The 20,654-nt window shown below is 68.1% G+C and carries 18 protein-coding genes; 9 read left to right on the forward strand and 9 right to left on the reverse strand.

The features are described from left to right. The first annotated feature begins 13 nt into the window (after window positions 1-13). The 4 genes from T333_RS05610 to T333_RS05625 all read left to right on the forward strand — a co-directional run bounded on the left by T333_RS05610 (window position 14) and on the right by T333_RS05625 (window position 4,590). The gene (locus tag T333_RS05610) at window positions 14-922 is read left to right on the forward strand and encodes an SDR family oxidoreductase (RefSeq protein ID WP_357246390.1); all 909 of its coding nucleotides are present in this window, start codon (window positions 14-16) and stop codon (window positions 920-922) included. Between the two features lie 1,620 nt (window positions 923-2,542). After that, window positions 2,543-3,046, forward strand: coding sequence for a hypothetical protein (locus tag T333_RS05615; protein WP_496423833.1), 504 nt, complete (start codon window positions 2,543-2,545; stop codon window positions 3,044-3,046). A gap of 9 nt (window positions 3,047-3,055) precedes the next feature. Next, window positions 3,056-3,571: an ImmA/IrrE family metallo-endopeptidase gene (locus T333_RS05620; RefSeq protein ID WP_357246384.1), complete on the forward strand. Its 516-nt coding sequence runs from the start codon at window positions 3,056-3,058 to the stop codon at window positions 3,569-3,571. Beyond that, a complete protein-coding gene (locus T333_RS05625) occupies window positions 3,568-4,590 on the forward strand; it encodes a hypothetical protein (RefSeq protein ID WP_496423834.1) in 1,023 nt (340 codons plus the stop codon). Before T333_RS05620 ends, T333_RS05625 begins: the two co-directional genes overlap by 4 nt. A 428-nt stretch (window positions 4,591-5,018) precedes the next feature. Here T333_RS05625 and T333_RS05630 read toward each other — a convergent pair whose 3' ends face one another. Both T333_RS05630 and T333_RS05635 read right to left on the reverse strand, forming a co-directional pair. Then, a complete protein-coding gene (locus T333_RS05630) occupies window positions 5,019-5,435 on the reverse strand; it encodes a helix-turn-helix domain-containing protein (protein ID WP_011207048.1) in 417 nt (138 codons plus the stop codon). A gap of 363 nt (window positions 5,436-5,798) precedes the next feature. After that, window positions 5,799-6,962 (reverse strand): steroid 3-ketoacyl-CoA thiolase, encoded by a 1,164-nt coding sequence (locus T333_RS05635; protein WP_355000375.1) that lies wholly within the window; start codon window positions 6,960-6,962, stop codon window positions 5,799-5,801. 131 nt (window positions 6,963-7,093) lie between these two features. Between T333_RS05635 and T333_RS05640 the strand changes: the two genes are divergently transcribed. Then, on the forward strand, window positions 7,094-8,359 hold the full coding sequence (locus tag T333_RS05640) for a cytochrome P450 (RefSeq protein WP_357246377.1): 1,266 nt from the start codon (window positions 7,094-7,096) through the stop codon (window positions 8,357-8,359). Window positions 8,360-8,438: 79 nt separating this feature from the next. Here T333_RS05640 and T333_RS05645 read toward each other — a convergent pair whose 3' ends face one another. Genes T333_RS05645 through T333_RS05660 form a run of 4 tightly spaced genes read right to left on the reverse strand, consistent with a single transcriptional unit; the run spans window position 8,439 to window position 12,030 of the window. Next, the gene (locus T333_RS05645) at window positions 8,439-8,855 is read right to left on the reverse strand and encodes a nuclear transport factor 2 family protein (protein WP_496423835.1); all 417 of its coding nucleotides are present in this window, start codon (window positions 8,853-8,855) and stop codon (window positions 8,439-8,441) included. Further along, on the reverse strand, window positions 8,852-10,021 hold the full coding sequence (locus T333_RS05650) for a thiolase family protein (protein WP_355000372.1): 1,170 nt from the start codon (window positions 10,019-10,021) through the stop codon (window positions 8,852-8,854). Before T333_RS05650 ends, T333_RS05645 begins: the two co-directional genes overlap by 4 nt. Beyond that, window positions 10,018-11,052: a thiolase family protein gene (locus tag T333_RS05655; RefSeq protein WP_357246370.1), complete on the reverse strand. Its 1,035-nt coding sequence runs from the start codon at window positions 11,050-11,052 to the stop codon at window positions 10,018-10,020. The genes T333_RS05650 and T333_RS05655 overlap by 4 nt, the downstream gene beginning before the upstream one ends. A gap of 12 nt (window positions 11,053-11,064) precedes the next feature. Further along, window positions 11,065-12,030 carry a Zn-ribbon domain-containing OB-fold protein gene (locus tag T333_RS05660; protein ID WP_496423836.1) on the reverse strand — a complete coding sequence of 322 codons (966 nt, stop codon included), beginning with the start codon at window positions 12,028-12,030 and terminating at the stop codon, window positions 11,065-11,067. 219 nt (window positions 12,031-12,249) lie between these two features. Here T333_RS05660 and T333_RS05665 point away from each other — a divergent pair, with 219 nt between their 5' ends. Together T333_RS05665 and T333_RS05670 are read left to right on the forward strand one after the other, a co-directional pair. Next, complete coding sequence (locus tag T333_RS05665) at window positions 12,250-13,287, forward strand: LLM class F420-dependent oxidoreductase (protein WP_355000369.1); 1,038 nt, start codon at window positions 12,250-12,252, stop codon at window positions 13,285-13,287. 70 nt (window positions 13,288-13,357) lie between these two features. Then, window positions 13,358-14,908, forward strand: a complete 1,551-nt coding sequence (locus T333_RS05670; protein WP_496423837.1) for an acyl-CoA synthetase — start codon at window positions 13,358-13,360, stop codon at window positions 14,906-14,908. A 244-nt stretch (window positions 14,909-15,152) separates the two neighbouring features. Here the strand turns inward: T333_RS05670 and T333_RS05675 are convergent, their stop codons facing one another. Continuing rightward, the gene (locus tag T333_RS05675) at window positions 15,153-16,145 is read right to left on the reverse strand and encodes a sigma-70 family RNA polymerase sigma factor (RefSeq protein ID WP_357246361.1); all 993 of its coding nucleotides are present in this window, start codon (window positions 16,143-16,145) and stop codon (window positions 15,153-15,155) included. A gap of 178 nt (window positions 16,146-16,323) precedes the next feature. On the opposite strand from T333_RS05675, the gene T333_RS05680 reads away from it, so the two are divergent. After that, window positions 16,324-16,743 (forward strand): VOC family protein, encoded by a 420-nt coding sequence (locus T333_RS05680; RefSeq protein WP_067791250.1) that lies wholly within the window; start codon window positions 16,324-16,326, stop codon window positions 16,741-16,743. Between the two features lie 61 nt (window positions 16,744-16,804). Here T333_RS05680 and T333_RS05685 read toward each other — a convergent pair whose 3' ends face one another. Beyond that, window positions 16,805-17,587 carry a crotonase/enoyl-CoA hydratase family protein gene (locus T333_RS05685; RefSeq protein ID WP_355000365.1) on the reverse strand — a complete coding sequence of 261 codons (783 nt, stop codon included), beginning with the start codon at window positions 17,585-17,587 and terminating at the stop codon, window positions 16,805-16,807. A 60-nt stretch (window positions 17,588-17,647) separates the two neighbouring features. Here T333_RS05685 and T333_RS05690 point away from each other — a divergent pair, with 60 nt between their 5' ends. Next, complete coding sequence (locus tag T333_RS05690) at window positions 17,648-19,297, forward strand: acyl-CoA synthetase (RefSeq protein WP_355000364.1); 1,650 nt, start codon at window positions 17,648-17,650, stop codon at window positions 19,295-19,297. A 118-nt stretch (window positions 19,298-19,415) separates the two neighbouring features. On the opposite strand, the gene T333_RS05695 is transcribed toward T333_RS05690, so the two are convergent. Then, window positions 19,416-20,597, reverse strand: a complete 1,182-nt coding sequence (locus tag T333_RS05695; RefSeq protein WP_496423838.1) for an FAD-dependent monooxygenase — start codon at window positions 20,595-20,597, stop codon at window positions 19,416-19,418. Window positions 20,598-20,654 lie beyond the last annotated feature (57 nt).

Genomic DNA, 20,654 nt, shown 5'->3' on the forward strand with positions numbered 1-20,654 from the left:
GCGAGGTGCAGGCATGAGTGAGCAGATCTGCGCCGGGCGCACCGTCATCGTCACCGGCGCGGGCCGCGGCATCGGCCGGGCGCACGCGCTGGCCTTCGCGGCCGCGGGCGCGCGCGTGGTGGTCAACGACCTCGGCTCCGCACTCGACGGCGCGGCCACGGCCGAGACCCCGGCCCAGCAGGTGGTCGGCGAGATCGAGGCGATGGGCGGGCAGGCCGTCGCCAACGGTGACGATGTCGCGGACTGGGATGGCGCGCGCAACCTGATCCGCCAGGCCGTCGATACTTTCGGCGGCCTGGACGTGCTCGTCAACAACGCCGGTTTCGTGCGCGACCGGATGCTGGTCAACCTGAGCGAGGACGAGTGGGACGCGGTGGTGCGCGTCCACCTCAAGGGCCATTTCGCCACCATGCGCCACGCCATCGAGTACTGGCGCGGCGAGAGCAAGGCGGGCCGCCCGGTCGACGCCCGCATCATCAACACCAGCTCCGGCGCGGGCCTCCAGGGCAGCGTCGGCCAGGGCAACTACGGCGCCGCGAAGGCGGGTATCGCCGGTCTGACCCTCACCGCGGCCGCCGAGTTCGCCCGCTACGGCGTGACCGTCAACGCGATCGCGCCCGCCGCGCGTACCAGGATGACCGAGACCGTGTTCGCCGAGACGATGGCCGCGCCGGAGAACGGGTTCGACGCCATGGCGCCGGAGAACATCTCGCCGCTGGTGGTCTGGCTCGGCAGCCCGCAGTCCGCCGGGGTCACCGGCCGCATGTTCGAGGTGGAGGGCGGCAAGGTCGCGCTCGCCGAAGGCTGGCGGCACGGTGTCGCGGTGGATCGCGGTGCGCGGTGGGAACCCGCCGAACTCGGGCCGGTCGTCGCCGATCTCATCGCGAAAGGCGCTGCGCCGGAGCCGGTCTACGGGGCCTGAGGTGTAGATCCGCCGTCGCTCCAGCGGGGCGCGGGCTGCGGGCGGACTCCGTCGGTCCCGCCCGCCGGGCATATCTGGCTTTCGCTTCGGCCGTGCCGGGCTGAGGGCGGACCGCGTCCGTCCCGGGCCTGCCGGGCGCCCCCCGCTGTCGCTTCAGCCCTGCGCGAGCGATCGACGCAGTTGCCCGGCAGTGCCGTCGGGCGTCCCCGCTGTCGCCCCGGCCGTACGCCACTGCCGACGGCCGTGTCCGTTGGCATCGGCTGGCGTCCTTTCGTCTTCACTTCGGCCGTGTTCGGCTGAGGAGACTCCATCCGTCGCGTCTGCTGGGCGCACCTCCGCTCTGGCTCCGGTCGACCACGAGCTGAGGGCGGTCGCCGCCCAGAGGCGTCATATGGGCTTACTTTCACCGTCGCGGCCCGCGTGGCGGTTATCGGTGAATACCGTCCGGCTGCGTGCGCTGGCCTACTTGGCCGTCGCTCCAGCCACGCGCGGGTGGTCGAGAAGCTCTCTCCGGCGGCGTTGGTCGTCCCTTCGTCGTTGCTCCGGCCCTGCGCGGACTATCGACGGGATTGTTCCGGCGATGTCGGTTGGGCGTCCCCCTGGCGCTCCGGCCGCCTTGCCGTGGTCGACGGATTCCCTCCTTCTGTTTGCTGGACGGCCCTCGACGTCGTCCAGTGAAGTTGTGGCTAACCCGAGTGATTCGCGCCGCGAGTCGCTCGGGGTGTCGCTGTGCGCGCCGATCCTTTTCCTGCGAGGTTCGGAACGGGGGTTTACTATGGGCACCCGTCCGTCAAAAAGTCCCGGATGAGGTGTTGCGACCGGGCACAGATCTGCGCTGTACGAAGAGGGGAAGGCTGGCGCATGGCCGTTGGTCGCACTGCCCGTGCGTTGGCTCTAGCCGGAGCTGTGGCCGGTTTCGCGCTACTCGGCTCTGTCGCGGCGATCGCGCAACCGGGTGGCATACCGCTCGAGGAACCAGCACAACCGAGCATCCCCGCGGGTCCTGGATTGCCCCTCCTCCCAATGGTTCCAGAACCCGCCGCCGCGGAAATCGGTTCGTCCGGCGCAGGTTCGATCGGTGACGCAGGTTCCACCGGATTGGGTTCGGCTGGTGCCGCTGGCTCCGCCGGGTTGGGTTCGGCTGGCGCTGCGGGTTCGGCCGGATTGGGTTCGGCTGGGGTGGGTTCGGCCGGTGCTGCGGGCTCGGCTGGGCTGGGTTCGGCCGGTGCTGCGGGCTCGGCTGGGCTGAGCTCGGCTGGGCTGGGTTCGGCTGGTGCTGCGGGTTCCGCTGGGCTGGGTTCGGCTGGTGCTGCGGGTTCGGCCGGATTGGGTTCGGCTGGGCTGGGTTCGGCTGGTGCTGCGGGTTCCGCTGGGTTGGGTTCGGCCGGTGCCGCCGGTTCCGCTGGTTTGGGTGCTGTCCTTGGAACGGGTTCGGCCGGGTTGGGCGCGCTGCTCGGTACCGGTTCTGCCGGGTTGGGCGCTGTGCTCGGTACAGGGTCGGCTGGGTTGGGCGCGCTGGTCGGCACCGGCTCCGCCGGGTTGGGCGCACTTGTCGGTACTGGGTCGGCTGGACTGGGCGTCGTGCTCGGAACCGGTTCGGCCGCTATCGGTTCCGCGGCTGTGGGTTCAGCGGGCGTCGGCTCGGCGGGAGTTGGCTCCGCCGCCGTCGGTTCGGCGGGAGTCGGTTCGGCGGGTGTCGGTTCGGCGGGCCTCGGTTCGGCCGCGGTCGGTTCCGCCTCGCCCTTGTTGCTTTTGCTGATCCCGATCCCCACCCCGCCCGCACCCACGATTCCTCCAGCGCCCCTGGTCATTCCGCCAGTGCCCGCCATCCCGACTCCGCCACTCGCGCCCGTTCCCGTCGCCGCGCCGCACGCTCCCGAGGCCGTCCCCGAACAGGCGCCCCCGCCGCCCGCGCCGCAAGCGCCCGCCAAGCCGGACCACGACGTGCGCCCGACGAGCGCCGACGACGGACTGCCCGAACCGAACATGCTCTCGGTCGTCGGCGGCCTCATCGCGCTCGCGCTGGCCGGAACCGGTTCCGGCGCGGTGAGTTTCCAGAGCGCCGCCGCCGCGCAGGCCAGGGTGGACGCCGCCCGGGCACAGTTCTTCGGCCCGAGGTCGTGAGGAGCGGCGATGAGTGAGAGCAGGACCCAGAGCAGCTCCCGGTCCTACCGCAGGGTGGCGGCGGCGGTCGACGCGGTGTGCGCCGTCGCGGCCGACTTCGACGCGACCACGCTGGACGAAGTCGTCGCCGCCGTCGCCGACGAGCGCCAGCGGGCGATCGAAATCGCCAGTGCCCAACTGGGTCCCGGCGTCTGCGGCCAGCGCAGGTTCTATCCCGATCGCGACGTCATCGTGCTGGCGACCGCGCTGCCCAGCCGCGAGCACACGCTGGCCCACGAACTCGGTCACATCGTCTTCGATCACGAGGGTGCGCCCGCGCCCGCGGTGACGCTGGAGGCGAGCGACGACCTGATCGCCTACATGCTGAGTCAGCGGGCCCACCAGCAGATCGTCGACGACGGCGCCGACGAACTCGCCGAGTGGGAGGCCGAGACCTTCGCCGCCATGCTGATGACCCGGTTGCGCGTCTTCAACAGTCGAGGCGCAGGCGTCTCGGTCCTACGATTCGATGAGGCACTCGGATGACGCTCTGGTTGACGGCCATGCTGGTGTGGGTCGCCGCGGGCGCGCGCGTGGGGCGCGTGCTGGTGAAGCCCGCGACGACGGCACGCGTGGCGATCGTCGTCGCGGTGGCCGCGGTCGCGCTGGGCGCGACGGTCGCGGTGCCCGAGATCGCCCTCGCCATAGACAATCTGCGCCCGCACGGCTTGCGCTCAGGACTGGTCTCCGACGGTGTCGTGGTGTCGGCCTGGCTCGCGTTCGTCACCGCCACCTCGGTGGTGGCGGCCGCGGCGTGGCCGGTGGTCTCCCGGCGTAACCTGCGCCAGATCGCCATGGTGATCTACGCGGCGGGCGCCACCGCGGTGGCCGTCGCGCTGGCCCTGTCGTACACGTTCGGCTGGGTGCTCGTGGTGCTCGGCGCGATCTTCATCGTCGTGACCGGTCTGCGGAATCTGGATTGGACGACGCTCGGCCGCGGCATCGCCATCTACACCGCGGGCACCGCGCTGGTCGGCGTGCTCGCCGCCCTTCATGTTCAGCGCGCCTCGGCCGACGAACCGCGCGCGCCCGCGGGTGAACCGACGTGGGGCTGGCCCGCGTGGGAAATCGCCGCTCTGCTCATCGCTTTCGGCGCGGTGTGGATCGTGGTGGAACTGTGGGTGCGAGCGCGGGTGCTGCTGCACCGGATTCGGCCGCTGCACCGTTTGATGGTCGGCCGGTTCCCCGAGGTTATCGCACACGACCAGACCGGAACCTCCACGCAGCTGCGGGCTTCGGACCAGGTCGCCCAGATCATGGACGCGCTCTACCTGCAATCGGGCGGCGGTGTCGAGCTGGCCGCCGCGGGCACACCGCCCGCGGCCGTGCACGAGCGTGCCGATCGGGTGGCGCATTGGGCGCGAAATCCCTTGGGCGACACAGTGATAGACGCGCGCTGGATCGCTCCGCCGGCGGGCGTCAGCCCGCGTGGCTGGGTGCAGGCGATCGCCCGCGCCTACGAATCCACAGCGGGTGCGCACGCGGAGCGCCCCGCCCCCCGATGACCTTGCCCAACCGCTCACAGCGCTGACGCCCGGACGGTGATGGCATCGTCACCGTGACGACAGCGATGCGTACTCTGAGTTGGACCGGTGTCCATGGAGGGAAAGGGAATGCCCCTGAAAATAGGGGCGACCGAAAAGAGACAGAACTGTCTCGGCTTCGATGACGTTGCGTGGCACGCGTTTGCGCAATGACGATCCCGCCCGCCGCAGTATCGATCGCAGATGCACTTTCAAACGTTCTTGCGCAGCGCGGATTGCGAATCGTTGCGAACGCAATCGGCAGAACTACGGAATGCGACTACGCCGCCGAATTGACTTCGGCGGAAACGTCTGCGCCGCGAACGGTCTCGGCGCGGTCACAGGCTGGCTCGCGCACAACGCAGCACAGTGCGACCGAGGGCCGCACTGTGCTGCGCTGTGGGAGAACCCTATTCGGTTCCATCCGGAGGAATTTCGGGCAAGCCCTCACTCGCCCGCAACTTCTCCGCCATGGAGGTGAGGAGGTTCTGCGATTCTTCGGAAAGATCGAACGCCCTACTCGACAGCCGACGCAGTCCGTAGCCCTGCAGCTGGGACAGCAGCTCTAGATCGTGATCGATCTTGGCGGCATAGATGTCGTTGAAGAAGTAGTCCGGCTTGACCTTGAAGAATTTGGCCAGTGCAGCCACCGTTTCGTCCGACGGGTTGGTCCGCTGGCCCGACCGCAACTGCGAGAGATACGGTTTCGAGATCGGATGCCCGGAGGCCGTCAGCGCAGCCGCAACCTCCGCGTTGGTGTGCGGCTTGCGCCCCGGGGGATGCACGGTTTCGAACAGCTTGTTCAGCCGCGCCGCGAAATCAGCCATTGTGAGCCGCCCAATTCCCTTCGCTGTACTAACAGTCGTTATCTCGGATACGTATCATTGATATTAGCGGCTCAGTAACTGAAAACCTACGCCTGATTCAGGATTTCCTTGAAGCTTCTAGGCGCGCCGTCGGCGAAGTCACTGAGACGGTTGCGTTTGCGGGTCGCGCCAACGTCTCTAGTCCAAGGGCGGTACGACCCGGTTCTGGCCCGTCGCGGGGTTCTTCCCGGACCAGGCAATGATAGCGAAAAGATAGCTGACATCTCATCTAGTCGGCTGTACTGGCCATTGTGTGGCGTACGACACGTTTTGCGGCTTCTGGGATGAACGTTCAACAAATGGGTGCGAAATTAGTTGAAGTTGCTACAACCTCTCGATGATCGTACCTGTCGCCAGTGCGCCACCGGCACACATGAGCACCATCGCGGTGCTGCCACCGGTGCGTTCCAGTTCGTGCAAAGCCGTTGTGATGAGCCGGGATCCGGTCGACCCGACGGGGTGGCCGATCGCAATCGCCCCGCCGTTGACATTCACCCGGTCCATGTCCGGCTGATGTACAGAAGCCCAAGAAAGTGCGACCGAAGCGAATGCCTCGTTGATCTCGAAAAGGTCGATGTCGCCGATATTCATTCCGGAGCGCTCGAGCAGGCGGGTGCAAGCCTGCACCGGACCGTCCAGGTGGAACTCCGGTTCGGCGCCGACGAGCACCTGCGTCACGATCCGCGCCCGCGGCCGCAAACCCGCTCGCTGCGCGGCCTTTTCGTCCATCAGCAGCACTGCGGCCGCGCCGTCGGAGATCTGCGACGAGCTGCCCGCCGTGTGAACTCCGCCCTCCAACACCGGCTTCAGTTTGGCGAGGCCCTCCACTGTCGTCTCGCGCAGCCCCTGATCCCGCGTGACGTCCAGTTTCTCGCCGGTGAGGTTGCCTTCTTTGTCCACCGCGGGCGCGGTGATCGGCAGCACCTCGCGGTCGAAGCGACCCTCGGCCCACGCCTGAGCGGCCAGCCGCTGCGAGCGCGCGCCGAACGCGTCGACGTCGTCGCGAGAGATGCCGCGCCGCTTGGCAATACGCTCCGCGGCTTCGAACTGGTTGGGCAAGTCGATGCTCCATGACGCGGGCCTGCGCGGCCCCGCGTGCTCGCCGACGTTGGCGCCCAATGGAACTCGGCTCATCGCCTCGACGCCACATGCCATGCCGATGTCGATAGCGCCCGCGGCGATCAGGCCGGCCACCAGGTGATTGGCCTGCTGGGCCGAACCGCACTGCGCGTCGATCGTGGTCGCGCCCGCCTGCCACGGCAGCCCGGCGTGCAGCCACGCGACCCGGGTGACGTTGTTGGACTGCTCGCCCGCCTGGGTGACGCAGCCGCCGATCACCTGTTCCACCTGGGCCGGGTCCAGGTGGGCGCGCTCGAGCAGTCCGCGCTGGGTCAGGCCGAGGAGTTCGGCGGCGTGCAGACCGGAAAGCCAGCCGCCGCGCTTGCCGATCGGGGTGCGAGCGGCCTCGACGATGACGGGTGTGCCCATCTTTGAACCTTCCACTAGGGGACAAAACTGAAACGTGTGCCAGCCGGATGGGCCGCGCTTATTTACTAGTCCTTCCGGCTGTGCTGCAATTGATTGTAGAACGTGTTTCAGTTTGTCGAAGGAGACATCTGGTGGTTGAGACTCGGAACGCCCGCCCGAATCTGCCGGAAGGGTTCGACGTCACGGACCCGGACATCTACGCCGAGCGAATTCCGGTCGAAGAGTTCGCCGAGCTGCGCAAGACCGCGCCGATCTGGTGGAACCCGCAGTCACCCGAAACCGGTGGCTTCCACGACGACGGCTTCTGGGTGGTGAGCAAGCACGCCGACGTCAAGGAGATCTCGCGGCGCAGCGATGTGTTCTCCAGCTTCGAGAACACCGCGATCCCACGCTTCAACGACGACATCACCCGCGAGCAGATCGAGCTGCAGCGCATCGTGCTGCTCAACATGGACGCGCCCGAGCACACCAAGCTCCGCAAGATCATCTCGCGCGGCTTCACCCCGCGCGCCATCAACGGCCTGCGCGCCGAGCTCTCGGCCCGGGCCGAGGACATCGTGAAGAGGGCGGCCGCGTCGGGGGCGGGCGACTTCGTCACCCAGGTCGCGTGCGAGCTGCCGCTGCAGGCGATCGCCGAGCTGATCGGCGTGCCGCAGGAAGACCGGATGAAGGTGTTCGCCTGGTCGAACCAGATGACGGGCTACGACGACCCGGACAACGACGCCGACCCGGTGGCCGCCTCCGCCGAGGTGCTCGGCTACGCCTATCAGATGGCCGTCGCGCGCAAGGCCTGCCCCGCCGACGACATCGTCACCACGCTGATCGAGGCCGATGTCGACGGCGACAAGCTCAGCGAGGAGGAGTTCGGCTTCTTCGTCATCCTGCTGGCCGTCGCGGGCAACGAGACCACCCGCAACGCGATCACCCAGGGCATGATGGCCTTCCTGGACAACCCCGATCAGTGGGAGCTTTTCAAGAAGGAGCGCCCGGCGACCGCCGCCGACGAGATCATCCGGTGGGCCAGCCCGATCACCTCCTTCCAGCGCACCGCGTTGGAGGACACCGAACTCAGCGGCGTGCAGATCAAGAAGGGCCAGCGGCTGGTGATGCTCTACCGGTCGGCCAACTTCGACGAGGACGTCTTCGAGAACCCGATGAAGTTCGACATCACCCGCAAGGACAACCAGCACCTGTCCTTCGGCGGCACCGGCGCGCACTTCTGCATCGGCGCGAACCTGGCCCGCCTGGAGATCGACCTGATCTTCAACGCCATCGCCGACCACCTGCCCGACATCACCAAGCTCGGCGACCCGAAGCGGCTGCGTTCCGGCTGGCTGAACGGAATCAAGGAATTCCAGGTCGACTACAAGACGGGCGGCTGTCCCGTCGCGCACTGACGGACGAGAAAGGCCCTCGAACCGGAGTACCCAGCCGGTTCGAGGGCCTTTCGTGTGCTGCAGGGAAGGGCAGCAGGTATCAGTCGACGCGCCGGGTGGTCGACATGGCCCGGTCGACTTCCCAGAACGCGCGCAGAGCGACGATCTTGCCCGCGTCGTCGACCTTGTAGGTGAACACGCCCTCGGCGTCGATCTCATGACCGCCGATGCGGGTGCGGATGGTGCCCGTGAAGGCCACTTCCTTGCCGCAGGCGAAGGAATCGTCGAACAGGAACTCGATCGATTCGGTCTGCGCGATCGCCTTGTCCCAGAACGCCGCGATCGCGTCGCGCCCGCGGTGCCCCTTGCCCTCCGGATCGAAACCCGAAGGGCCGATGGGGTCTTCGACGATCCCGTCGGTCGCGAAGAGATCGAGCCAGCCGTCCTTGTCTCGTGCCCGCACCGCCGTCTGCGAGGCGAGTCCGGCGGCGCGCGCGGGGTGCTCGGTGGCGGTCATTCCGGCTTCTCCGAACCGACAACCCACATCGAGAAGTATTGCGACCCACCGCCGTACGCGTGACCCATGGCCTTGCGCGCGCCATCGACCTGGTAGTCGCCCGCCCGTTCCATCACCTGCTTGGCGGCCTCGGCGAACCGGATGAGGCCGGACGCGCCGATCGGGTTGGAGGAGAGCACGCCGCCCGAGGGGTTCACCGGGATGCGTCCGCCGATCTCGGTCTCGCCCTTCTCGGTGAGCTTCCAGCCGTCGCCCTGCGCCGCGAAACCGAGGTTCTCCAGCCACATCGGTTCGAACCAGGAGAACGGAACGTAGATCTCGGCCGCGTCGATCTCCTCGAGCGGATCGGTGATGCCCGCCGCCTTCCAGAGCGCGGCGGCCGCGTCTCGGCCCGCCTGCGGGTTGACCTGGTCGCGCCCGGCGTAGGTGGTCGGCTCGGTGCGCATCGCCGTGCCGTGCACCCAGGCGACCTTCTTGCCTTCGGCCTCGACCGCCGCGGCCGCCTCCGCGTCGCCGATGACGATCGCGCAGGCGCCGTCCGAGGACGGGCAGGTCTCGTCGAAGCGGATCGGATCCCACAGCATCTGCGAGGCGAGCACCGATTCCAGCGTGATGTCGGGCTGCCGGAGGTGGGCCAGCGGGTTCTTGGCGCCGTTGCGCCGGTCCTTCACCGCGACCATCGCGCCGATGTGGGTCGGGGCGTTCGACCTGCGGATGTAGGAACGCACGTGCGGCGCGAAGTAGCCGCCCGCGCCCGCGCCGACCGGCATGGTGAACGGCACCGGAATCGACAACGCCCACATGGCATTCGACTCCGACTGCTTCTCCCAGGCCACCGCGAGCACCCGCTTGTGCACACCCGCCTGCACCAGGTTGGCGGCCACCACGCCGGTGGAACCGCCGACCGAACCGGCGGTGTGCACGCGCAGCAGCGGCTTTCCTGAAGCGCCCAGCGCATCGGCCATGTGCAGTTCGGGCATCATGACGCCCTCGAACAGGTCCGGCGCCTTGCCGACCACGACCGCGTCGATATCGGCGATGGTGAGCCCGGCGTCGGCGAGCGCGCGATCGATTGCCTCGCGGCACATGCCCGCCATCGACACGTCGGTTCGTTTCGTCACGTGATGGGTCTGTCCGGTGCCGAGCACCGCGGCCGGAACGGTCATGCCTGCGCCTCCAAAACGGTCACAAGATTCTGCTGCAGCGCGGGGCCGCTGGTGGCGTGGGCGAGTGCGCGGTTGGCGTTGCCCGCCATGATGGCTTCGGCCGCGAAACCGATGCGCTCCAGTCCCGCCGCGAACATCGGGTTGGCGGCCAGCGCGCCGCCCGACGGATTCACCGTGGTCTCCGGCTTCAATCCGATTGCCTCGGTGAGGATCAGCTGCTGGTGGCTGAACTGCGCGTGCAATTCGGCGATATCGAAGCCGCTCAGGTCGCCGCCGGTAACCGCCTGCGCCGCAGCCGAAGTCGAGGGGGAGACGGTGAGATCGCGGGCGCCGAGCACGGGGGTGTCGATGCGGTGGGCCATGCCGGTGATCCAGGCGGGCCGTTCGCACAATTCGCGGGCGCGATCGCCGACCGCGAGCACGATGGCGGCCGCGCCGTCGGTGATCGGCGCGCAGTCGTGCGCGCGCAGTGGATCGGCCACATACGGTGTGGCGAGCAGGCTTTCGACGTCACCCGAGTCGCCCGCCGCGACCGCGGCCATGTCGCGCTCGGTCCAGCGGCCCGCGTCGAGACCGGCCCGGGCCTGGAGACCCGCGATGGACAGCGCGTCCGGCCACAGGGGAGTGACCAGGTACGGATCGAGCTGCATGGTGAGCACCTGGCGCAGCGTGCCCGCCGAGGACTTGCCGAAGCCGTAGACCAGCGCGGTGCGGGCCTGCCCGGACTTCAGCTTCACGAACGCCTCGTACAGCGCCCACGCGGCATCCATCTCGACGTGCGACTCGTTGATCGGCGGCACGGCGCCGATGGCGTCGACGGCCGAGATGAACGAGAAGGCGCGTCCGGCAAGGTAATCGGAGGAGCCCGAGCACCAGAAGTCGATGTCGGACTTGGTGATGCCCAGGTCGGCGTAGAGCTGCTGGAAGCAGGGCACCAGCATCTCGACACCGTTGGTGGTGCCGAAGGTCTCCGGCACGTGCGGCGCGTGGGCGAAGCCCACGACCGCGATGTCGGTGGCGTTGTCAGTCAACGTAAGCGCCTCTCACAGGTGGTGCTTGTAGGTCTCGTAATCGGCGTCCGGCTCGCCGCTCGGCTCGAAGTGGTCGACGTTCTCCAGACCGTGACCCCACTCCTCGCGCGGCTTCCACACCGCCTTCACGCGCATGCCCATCCGTACTTCGCTTGCCTCGCAACCGAGTACGAGGTGCAGAACCGGGATGTCGGCGCCGTCCAGCAGCACGTAGGCCGCGACGTACGGCGGTTTGATGCGCTGCCCGAGGAACGGCACGTTCACGATGCAGAACGTGGTGATCGTGCCGTGATCGGACAGCTCGATGAAGTCGTCGGTCGGCCTGCCGTCGGTCGGGTTGGCCCCGCGCGGCGGGAAGTACACCTTGCCATCGGCGTCGGTGCGCGCGCCGATCAGCTTGCCTTCGGCGAGTCCGCGCAGGTAGACGGTCTCCTGCGGGGAAGCGGTGTGCTTGTAGGAAAGGTCGACCGGCGTGACGATCATCGTCACCGGCTCGCCGCTCTCGGTGACGGGCTCGGCGGTGGACTGCTCGCCCGGCTCGAAGCAGACGATGTCCTTGATGGTGCCCTCGGTCTGTTCGGCCCACCGCGCGCGCACCCGCATGCCGGTCCGCATCTGGTCCGGTCCGGCGACGTCGACGGCGTGCAGCATGCTGCTGTCCGCACCGTCCAGCTGGATCAGCGCCCAGGCGAAGGGCCGGTCGAAGGGCTGGCCGGGGAGCGGCTCGCGCACCCAGGTCCAGGAGGTGACGACGCCGGTGTCGGCGACGTCGACGAACTCCGTCAGCGGCAGGCTGGTGACCGGGTCGTATTCGGGCGGCGGCACCAGAACCCGGCCGTCCGTCCCGCGCACGCCGACCACCTTGCGGCTCCGCAGACCGGTCAGGAATCGGCCGATGGTCGGTCCCACCGACCGTGTGTAGTCGAATCGCGCCCGCAGCGGGGCGCTCAGCACATCGGGTGCCGTGCTGGTGTCCAATTCCGACCCTCTCTCAGCTGTTCATCACCCGCCGCTGTTCCGGCGGCCGTCGTCGCGCCGCGCGCCAGGGCGGGTTCGTCCCGCCAGCTCGCGGCGGTGCTCATCCCGTCGGGCCCCCACCCGTGAATACGCTGGACGCGGTATTCCCCTTGGTCACGCTATCGAGTAGAACAGGTTCTTATTCTGGTGGCAAGGGACGTTGCTCGGAAAGGGACGATCATGAAGTTCGGATTGCAGCTCGGCTATTGGATGGCGCAGCCGCCGCAGAATGCGGGGGAGTTGGTCGTCGCGGCCGAGAAAGCCGGATTCGACGCCGTGTTCGCCGCGGAATCGTGGGGCTCGGACGCCTTCGGTCCGCTCACCTGGTGGGGGTCGTCCACCGAGCGGGTGCGGCTTGGCACCTCGGTGGTGCAGATGTCGGCACGCACGCCCGCGGCGACCGCGATGCACGCGCTGACCCTCGACCATCTCAGCGGCGGCCGGGCGATCCTCGGGCTCGGGGTTTCCGGTCCGCAGGTGGTGGAGGGGTGGTACGGGCAGCCGTTCGCCAAGCCCTTGCAGCGCACCCGCGAGTACGTCGGCATCATCCGCCGCATCCTCGCCAGGGAGGCGCCGGTGACCAGCGACGGCCCGCACTACCCGCTGCCCTACACCGGGCCGGGTTCGGTCGGGCTCGGTAAGCCGCTCAAGCCGATCGTGCACCCGCTACGTGCGGATTTGCCGATCTGGCTCGGCGCGGAGGGGCCGAAGAACGTGGCCCTCACCGCCGAGATCGCCGACGGCTGGCTGGCGATCTACTACGCGCCGCGCCTGGCGAACATGTACAACGACTGGCTCGACGAGGGGTTTGCCAGGGCGGGCGCTCGCCGGTCGCGCGAGGACTTCGAGATCGCGGCCAGCTGCCAGGTGGTGATCACCGACGACCCCGCCGCGGAGCTGGAGAAGATGCGCTGGATCATGGCGCTCTACATCGGCGGCATGGGCGCTCCGGAGCTGAACTTCCACGCCCAGGTCTACCGCCGGATGGGCTACGACCGCGAGGTCGACGAGATCGGCAAGCTGTTCCAGGCGGGCAAGAAGGCCGAGGCGGCGGCCGTCGTCCCGGACGAGCTGATTCTGGACACCGCCATCATCGGCGACGAGGAGCATGTGCGGAAGCAATTGAAGGTCTGGGAGGCCGCGGGTGTCACCATGATGCTGGTGTCGGTTCCGGATCTGGCGCAATTGGACCGACTCGCACCCCTTGTCGATCAGTAGAACGCGTTCTAGATTCAATGAGGTGACTGCCTCACCCACCCCCTCGGCTCCGCCTCCGCACCGTCCCCCTGTGCAAGAGTCAGTGCAAATTCTCGGTCTGTGGAACATCGCGAACGCCGAACCCGATCGGATCGCCATGGTCGATCCCTCGGGCCGGGAGGTGACCTATCGCGAACTGGCCACACTCGCCAACCGTTACGCCAACGGGCTGCGCGCCCTCGGCCTGCGGACCGGCGACGTGCTGGTCAGCATGGTGCACAACTGCGTCGAGGCGGTCGCCGCCTACTTCGCGGCCTACCAGTCGGGCCTGTACATCGTGGCGGTGAACTGGCACCTCACCGGTCCCGAGGTGGCCTACATCCTGCAGGACAGCGAGGCCAAGGCGTTCATCGCGAGCGACCGGTTCGCCGCCGCGGCCAAGGCGGCGGCCGACGAGGCCGGTTTGCCTGCGTCGGCGCGCTTTTCGGTCGGCGAGATCGAGGGCTTCAAGTCGGTGGCCTGGCTCGGCGCGGCCGACACCGGTCGTCCGTCCGAGCGCGCCACCGGCGCGCCGATGCTCTACACCTCGGGAACCACGGGCCGGCCCAAGGGAGTTCGGCGTCCGCTCACCGGCGCCGACCCCGACGTCGTCCCGCCGCACACCACCGCCTTCTTCGGCCTGTTCGAGCTCGCGCCCTACGACGATCACGTGCACATCTGCGGTTCGCCGCTGTACCACACCGCGGTGCTGAACTTCGCGACAATCTCGATCCAGTTGGGGCACACGCTCGTTCTCATGGACAAGTGGGAACCCGAGGAGATGCTGCGCCTGATCGACAAGTACCGGGTCACCCACAGCCACATGGTGCCCACCCAGTTCCACCGGCTGCTCGCGCTGCCCGCGCAGGTGCGCGCGAAGTACGACGTCACCTCGCTGCGCAGCATGGTGCACGGCGCGGCGCCGTGCCCGCAGGAGACCAAGCGCCAGATGCTGGAGTGGTGGGGACCGACGGTCACCGAGTACTACGCGGCGACCGAAGGCGGCGGCACGGTGATCAACGGCGCCGACTGGCTGCGCAAGCCCGGCTCGGTCGGCAAGGCGTGGCCGTGGTCGGTGATCAAGGTGCTCAGCGAGGAGGACGGCAGCGAGGTCGCCGCCGGCGAAACGGGCTTGGTGTACATGAAGATGGGCGCCTCCAGCTTCGAATACCACCACGACAAGGCCAAGACCGAGGACGCGCGAGTCGGCGACCTGTTCACCGTCGGCGACATCGGCTACCTCGACGAGGACGGCTACCTCTACCTCTGCGACCGGCGCTCGGATCTGATCCTCTCCGGCGGGGTGAACATCTACCCGGCCGAGATCGAGAGCGTCCTCGTCACGCATCCGAAGGTCGCGGACGTGGCGGTTTTCGGTATCCCGCATCCCGATTGGGGGCAGGAGGTGAAGGCGGTGGTCCAGCCCGCGGACGGGGTGGAGGTCGGCGACGGGCTTACCGAGGAACTACTCGCTTTCGCGGCAACGCAGTTGGCGAAGTACAAGATGCCGCGGTCGATCGACTACCTCGCGGAGCTCCCCCGGGACCCCAACGGGAAGTTGTACAAGCGCAAACTCCGAGAGCGCTACGTGCCCGCGTCGTGAATTGCGGAGCCGCCGCTGATTCGCCTAGGCGGCCTCAGTCCTTGCGCTGAAGCCTTCCCCATGCGCCTGCATCCGGGTTGTTCGGAGTCTGGCTGGTCCCACACACCTTGTACACGCCTCGCATAGGCGGTGCCTATGTGAGGCGTTCGGCGGGTGTGTGGGAGCGTCGGGGCCCTGGGTCGCGGTTCTCGGGTGCGGGGCCTGTGGTTGGGGAGACAGTTCCCAATGTTGCGGGGGTCGATAGTCAGTCCCGCAACTCCATCGGCAGCCCGAACAGCGGGAACAACCGCTCCGTATCCAAGAAGAAGTTCAGCCCCGCGATGGTCTCCCCATCCAACTCCAACACCGTGATCGACCACGGCACGAAGACCCCCGGCTCCTCGCTCGGCTTGTAATGCCCGAACGCGGGATGACCGTTCGCCCCTTCCAACCGCACCATTCGCGAGCCCGCGCAAGCGCTACCGGTGCCGAGCATGAACTCGGCCACGTTCTCCGGCCCGGAGATCCAGAGATCGAAGGGCGGCATGGACAGTGCCACATCGGCTTTCAGCAGTGTGGTCAGCGCGTCCATGTCGTAGGCCTCGAACGCGGCGACGAAGTCGTCGACGAGTTTGCGCTGGTCGTCGTCGGATTCGTCGTAGCCGTCGGTGCTGGTGGGCTGCACCTTGGACATGGTGGCGCGGGCGCGCTGGAGGGCGCTGTTCACCGAGGCGGGCGACATGGTCAGCGCCTCGGCGGTCTCGCTCGCCGAGAAGCGCAGCACCTCGCGCATGATCAGGATGGCGCGCTGGGTCGCGGGCAGATGCTGACAGGCCGCGACGAAAGCGAGGCGCAGGGTGTCCTTGGTCGCCGCGTGTTCGGCCGGATCCGCCCCGAAGGCAAGGGCGTTGGGGATCGGCTCGATCCAGACGTAGTCGGGCTGCGGCGGGGGCAGCGGCGAATCCGGCGTGCCGGGGCCGGAGAGGTCCATCGGCCTGGCGCGGCGCTGCGGGCCGTCGAGCATGTCGAGGCAGACGTTGGTGGCGATGCGGTACAGCCAGGATCGCAGGCTGGCCCGGCCCTCGAAGGAGGCGTAGGACTTCCACGCCCGCGTGAAGGTCTCCTGCACCGCGTCCTCGGCCTCGAAGGACGAGCCGAGCATGCGGTACGCGTAGGCGCACAGCTCCCGCCGGTGACCCTCGAACGACGCGAGAACGTCGGGGGAGAGGGTGGTGGACGGGCTGGACGAGTCGGTCATGGGTGCCACCATGCCACAGCACACCGACACAAAACAGGCCCGAAAACCCGCTGGTACCCGGACCAAGATCGGCCGAAAACAGCGTGACCGCGATCACAGGCGCTGGTAGCGATTAGTTCCTGCCGCGGGCTCCGTCTCTACCTGTGAACACGCCGACGCGCCCCGAGAGGACGAGAACATGAGCAGCAAGATGATCTTCATCAACCTTCCGGTCACCGATCTGGACCGGTCGAAGGCCTTCTACGAGGCACTGGGCTGGAAGGTCAACCAGGACTTCACCGACGAGAACGCCTCCTGCATCGTCGTCGACGACAACATCTGCCTGATGCTGCTGACCAGGGAATACTTCACCACCTTCAGCAAGCGCCCGATCGCCGACACCGTCTCGGCCACGGCCGCCGCCTACGCGCTCTCGCTGTCCAGCGCGCAGGAGGTCGACCAGCTGACCGACGCCGCCGTCGCCGCGGGCGCCACCGAGGAAGTGAACGAGGAGAAGCGCGCGCAGGAGGCTCAGGTCGGCATGCACGGCCGTACCTTCATCGACCCCGACGGCCACCAGTGGGAGCCGTTCTGGATGGACTACCCCGGCGCCAACTGACGCCCGGACGCGACGCGGCCCCCGAGCGCGAACGCGCCGGGGGCCGAGTCGTATTCGGCGCTCAGTTGCCGGTGAAAGTGGGCTTGCGCTTCTCCGCGAACGCCTTCGGCCCCTCCTTGGCGTCCGCCGACTTGAAGACCGCTGTCCCGAGTTCGGCGTCGATCTTGAAGGCCTCTTCCTCGTGCATGCCCTCGGTGTCGCGGATGGTGCGCAGAATGGCCTGCACCGCGAGCGGGCCGTTGGCCGCGATCAGGTCGGCCAGTTCGAGCGCCTTGTCCAGCGCGGTGCCGTCCGGGACGACGTGCCCGATCAGGCCGATCTCCTTGGCCTCCGCCGCGGTGACGTGCCTGCCGGTGAGCAGGATGTCGGCCGCGACGGTGTAGGGAATCTGGCGCACCAGGCGCACCGCGGAGCCACCGAGCGGGAACAGGCCCCAGCGCGCCTCGGACACACCGAACTTCGCGCTCTCGCCGGCCACGCGGATGTCGGTGCCCTGCAGGATCTCGGTGCCGCCCGCGATGGCCGGGCCCTCGACCGCCGCGATCAGCGGCTTGGTGAGCCTGCGGCCCTTGAGCAGCGCCTCGATCTTGGACAGATCCCAGCCGCCGCCCTTGAACGAATCGCCGGGGTGCTGTGCGGTCATCGCCTTGAGGTCCGCGCCCGCGCAGAAGGCGCCGCCCGCGCCGGTCAGGATCGCCACCCGGATCTCCGGATCGCTGTCCACCTGGTCCCAGGCGTCGCGCATGATCGCCATCATTTCGGCCGACAGCGCGTTGCGGGCCTCGGGCCGGTTCATGGTGACGATGAGAACGTGATCGCGCTTCTCGACGAGGCAGTGCGGCATTGCTGATTCTCCTGACTTTCGAGCCTTGTCAAGAACAGTAACACGTTCTATTTTTAGCGTGTGAGCCACAACATAGCCGACCTCGTCGAACATGCCATCGACCTCATGCCCGATCGCGTCGCGCTGGCCGACGACGGCCGTGAGGTGACCTACGCCCAGCTGGAGGAGCGCGCCAACAAACTGGCCCACTACCTGCTGGAACACGGTGTTCAGCCGGGCGACAAGGTGGGCATCTACTCGCGCAACACCATCGAGGCCGTCGAGGCCATGGTCGCGGTGTTCAAGGCCCGCGCCGTGATGATCAACGTGAACTACCGATACGTCGAGAACGAGTTGCAATACATCTTCGACAATTCGGACATGGTCGCGTTGATTCACGAGCGCCGCTACAGCGACAAAGTGGCCGCGGTTCGGGCCGCGTCCTCGCAGCTGCGCACCGTCATCGTCGTGGACGACGATACGACCGGCACGATCCCCACCGCAGCGGATTCGGTGGAATACGAGGCGGCCCTCGCGCAGTCCTCCGGCGCGCGCGACTTCGGCGAACGTTCCCCCGACGACCTGTACATGCTCTACACCGGCGGCACCACCGGCATGCCCAAGGGCGTGATGTGGCGGCAGGAGGACGTGTGGCGCGTGCTCGGTGGCGGCATCAACTTCCTCACCGGTGAATACGTCCCCGACGAATGGGATCTCGCCAAGCTCGGCGCGGCCAACCCGCCGATGACCCGGTTCCCGATTCCGCCGATGATCCACGGCGGCTCGCAGTGGGCCACCTTCCAGAGCCTGTTCGGCGGCGGCAAGACCGTGATGATCCCGGAGTTCACCGGGCACGGCGTATGGCAGCACATCGACCGCCACGGCATCAACCTCATCTTCATCACCGGCGACGCCATGGCGCGGCCGATGCTGGACGCGCTGATCGAGGGCAACCCGGAAACCGGAAAGCCGTATGACCTTTCGACGCTGTTCGCGATCGCCAGCAGCGCGGCGCTCTTCTCGCCCGCCATCAAGGAGAAGCTGCTCGATCTGCTGCCGAACCGGATGATCACCGACTCGATCGGGTCCTCCGAGACCGGGTTCGGCGGGCTCAGCATGGTCACGAAGGGCGAGGCGCACACCGGCGGCCCGCGGGTCAAGATCGACGCTTCCACCGAGGTGCTCGACGAGGCGGGCAATCCGGTGGTGCCGGGATCCGGCCAGATCGGCATCCTCGCGCGCAAGGGGCACATTCCGCTCGGCTACTACAAGGACGAGGCGAAGACCGCCGCGACCTTCAAGGAGTTCAACGGGATTCGCTACTCGATCCCCGGTGATTACGCGCGGGTCGAGGAGGACGGCACCGTCACGATGCTCGGCCGCGGTTCGGTCAGCATCAACAGCGGCGGCGAGAAGATCTTCCCCGAGGAGGTCGAGGGCGCGCTCAAGTCGCACCCCGAGATCTTCGACGCCCTGGTGGTCGGCGTCGACGACGATCGCTGGGGCCAGCGCGTCGTCGCGGTCGTCCAGTGTCGCGGCGACAACCGCCCGACCCTGGAGGATCTGCGCCCCGTGCTGACCAAGGAGATCGCCCCCTACAAACTCCCGCGCAGCCTCTGGTACGTCGAGGAGATCAAGCGTTCCCCCGCGGGCAAGCCGGACTACCGGTGGGCCAAGGCTCAAACCGAGGCGCGTCCGGCGGACGAGCACGCCGAGGCGAGCGCCAAGTAGTCGGTAATACGGGAAGGGCCGCCGCGTTGAAGATCGCGGCGGCCCTTCGTCGTGTCCGGTTGTTCCGCTGCCCGATCCCGGCAGCCCATCGAAGTCGCTGATCGACAGTTGCTTTCGATCAGCGGGTCGTCAGCTCGGCCAAGCGGAAGGCGAGGCGATCGCGGAACGCGGGAATTCGAGTCAGCGCCGAGAGCGCGGTGTTGCGCGCGAGCCGCGCGACGCGCGGGCGCAGGGTGGCCATCTTCGTCATGCGGTCGGTGAACGCCACCACCTCCACAGCGACCGGGCGGCGGGTGGCTTCGTACTCGTCCAGGAGCGCCTGCGGTTCACCCGCCAGTACCCGCGCGAGCAACGGACCGAGGGCGGCCGCGTCCTGGATGCCGGTGTTCATGCCCTGACCGCCCGCCGGGCTGTGCACGTGAGCGGCGTCGCCCACCAGCAGGATCCGGTCCGCGCGGTAACGGTCGGCCACCCGGTGGTGCACACGGAATCGCGACGACCACAGCACTTCCCGCACTCGGATGTCGCCGCCGGGGCCGCGCGCGTCCAGGATCGCCTGAATGTCGTCGGCGGTGGGGTGTTCGGGCGCCTCGTCCAGCGTGGCGACCACCCGGTACCGGTCGGGTTGCGCGGCGTCGGGCAGCGGCGCTACGACAGTCACGCCCTCCGGCGAAAGGTGCAGCGCTACTTCGTCTCTGGCGATCGGCCACGTCATCCGCACGTCGGCAAGGACGAACGACGCCGGGTAGGTGTCGCCGGTGAAGCCGATGCCCGCGTGCTCGCGCACGGTGCTGTGCATGCCGTCGGCGCCGATGACGTAGTCGGCGCGAATGACACCCGCGTCGCCCGCCGCATCGGTGTATTCGACCGTGACACCGTCCTTTTCGTTCACGACACGGGTGACCACGTACGGCCGGTGCACCCGGCCGCCTGCCTTGTGCAGGCGCTCGAGCAGTACCGCCTCGGTGGTGTCCTGCGGGGTCATCAGGGTGTACGGGTACGGGGTCGGGAGGTCGCCGAACTCGATGGTCGCGAGGGTGTGCGCGCCGTCGCGCACGGTGAAATGCGGAACCTGGATTCCGCGCAGGATCAGTTCGTCGGCGATACCGAGTTCGGCGAGGACCTCGAGGGTGCGCGCGTGCACCACGGCCGCGCGAGAAGTGTTGGCGCCCTCGGTGAGCCGGTCCAGGACGACGACGTCGACGCCCGCGTCCGCGAGGGTGATGGCGGCGGTGAGTCCGGCGGGTCCGGCGCCGACGACGAGTACCGAGGTGGTGCTGGGGAGCGGGGTGGCGTTCATGACTGGCTCCTATGTCAACAACTGTAGGCCAACGCTTGTTGGCATAACGATAGAGCC

The sequence above is a fragment of the Nocardia sp. CNS-044 genome, from assembly GCF_059570515.1.

Excerpts from the sequence above, each read along its gene's own strand:
- T333_RS05610 (WP_357246390.1), top strand. The coding sequence starts at position 14 with ATGAGTGAGCAGATCTGCGCCGGGCGCACCGTCATCGTCACCGGCGCG.
- T333_RS05620 (WP_357246384.1), top strand. The coding sequence starts at position 3,056 with ATGAGTGAGAGCAGGACCCAGAGCAGCTCCCGGTCCTACCGCAGGGTG.
- T333_RS05625 (WP_496423834.1), top strand. The coding sequence starts at position 3,568 with ATGACGCTCTGGTTGACGGCCATGCTGGTGTGGGTCGCCGCGGGCGCG.
- T333_RS05630 (WP_011207048.1), bottom strand. The coding sequence starts at position 5,435 with ATGGCTGATTTCGCGGCGCGGCTGAACAAGCTGTTCGAAACCGTGCAT.
- T333_RS05635 (WP_355000375.1), bottom strand. The coding sequence starts at position 6,962 with ATGGGCACACCCGTCATCGTCGAGGCCGCTCGCACCCCGATCGGCAAG.
- T333_RS05645 (WP_496423835.1), bottom strand. The coding sequence starts at position 8,855 with ATGACCGCCACCGAGCACCCCGCGCGCGCCGCCGGACTCGCCTCGCAG.
- T333_RS05650 (WP_355000372.1), bottom strand. The coding sequence starts at position 10,021 with ATGACCGTTCCGGCCGCGGTGCTCGGCACCGGACAGACCCATCACGTG.
- T333_RS05665 (WP_355000369.1), top strand. The coding sequence starts at position 12,250 with ATGAAGTTCGGATTGCAGCTCGGCTATTGGATGGCGCAGCCGCCGCAG.
- T333_RS05675 (WP_357246361.1), bottom strand. The coding sequence starts at position 16,145 with ATGACCGACTCGTCCAGCCCGTCCACCACCCTCTCCCCCGACGTTCTC.
- T333_RS05680 (WP_067791250.1), top strand. The coding sequence starts at position 16,324 with ATGAGCAGCAAGATGATCTTCATCAACCTTCCGGTCACCGATCTGGAC.
- T333_RS05685 (WP_355000365.1), bottom strand. The coding sequence starts at position 17,587 with ATGCCGCACTGCCTCGTCGAGAAGCGCGATCACGTTCTCATCGTCACC.
- T333_RS05695 (WP_496423838.1), bottom strand. The coding sequence starts at position 20,597 with ATGAACGCCACCCCGCTCCCCAGCACCACCTCGGTACTCGTCGTCGGC.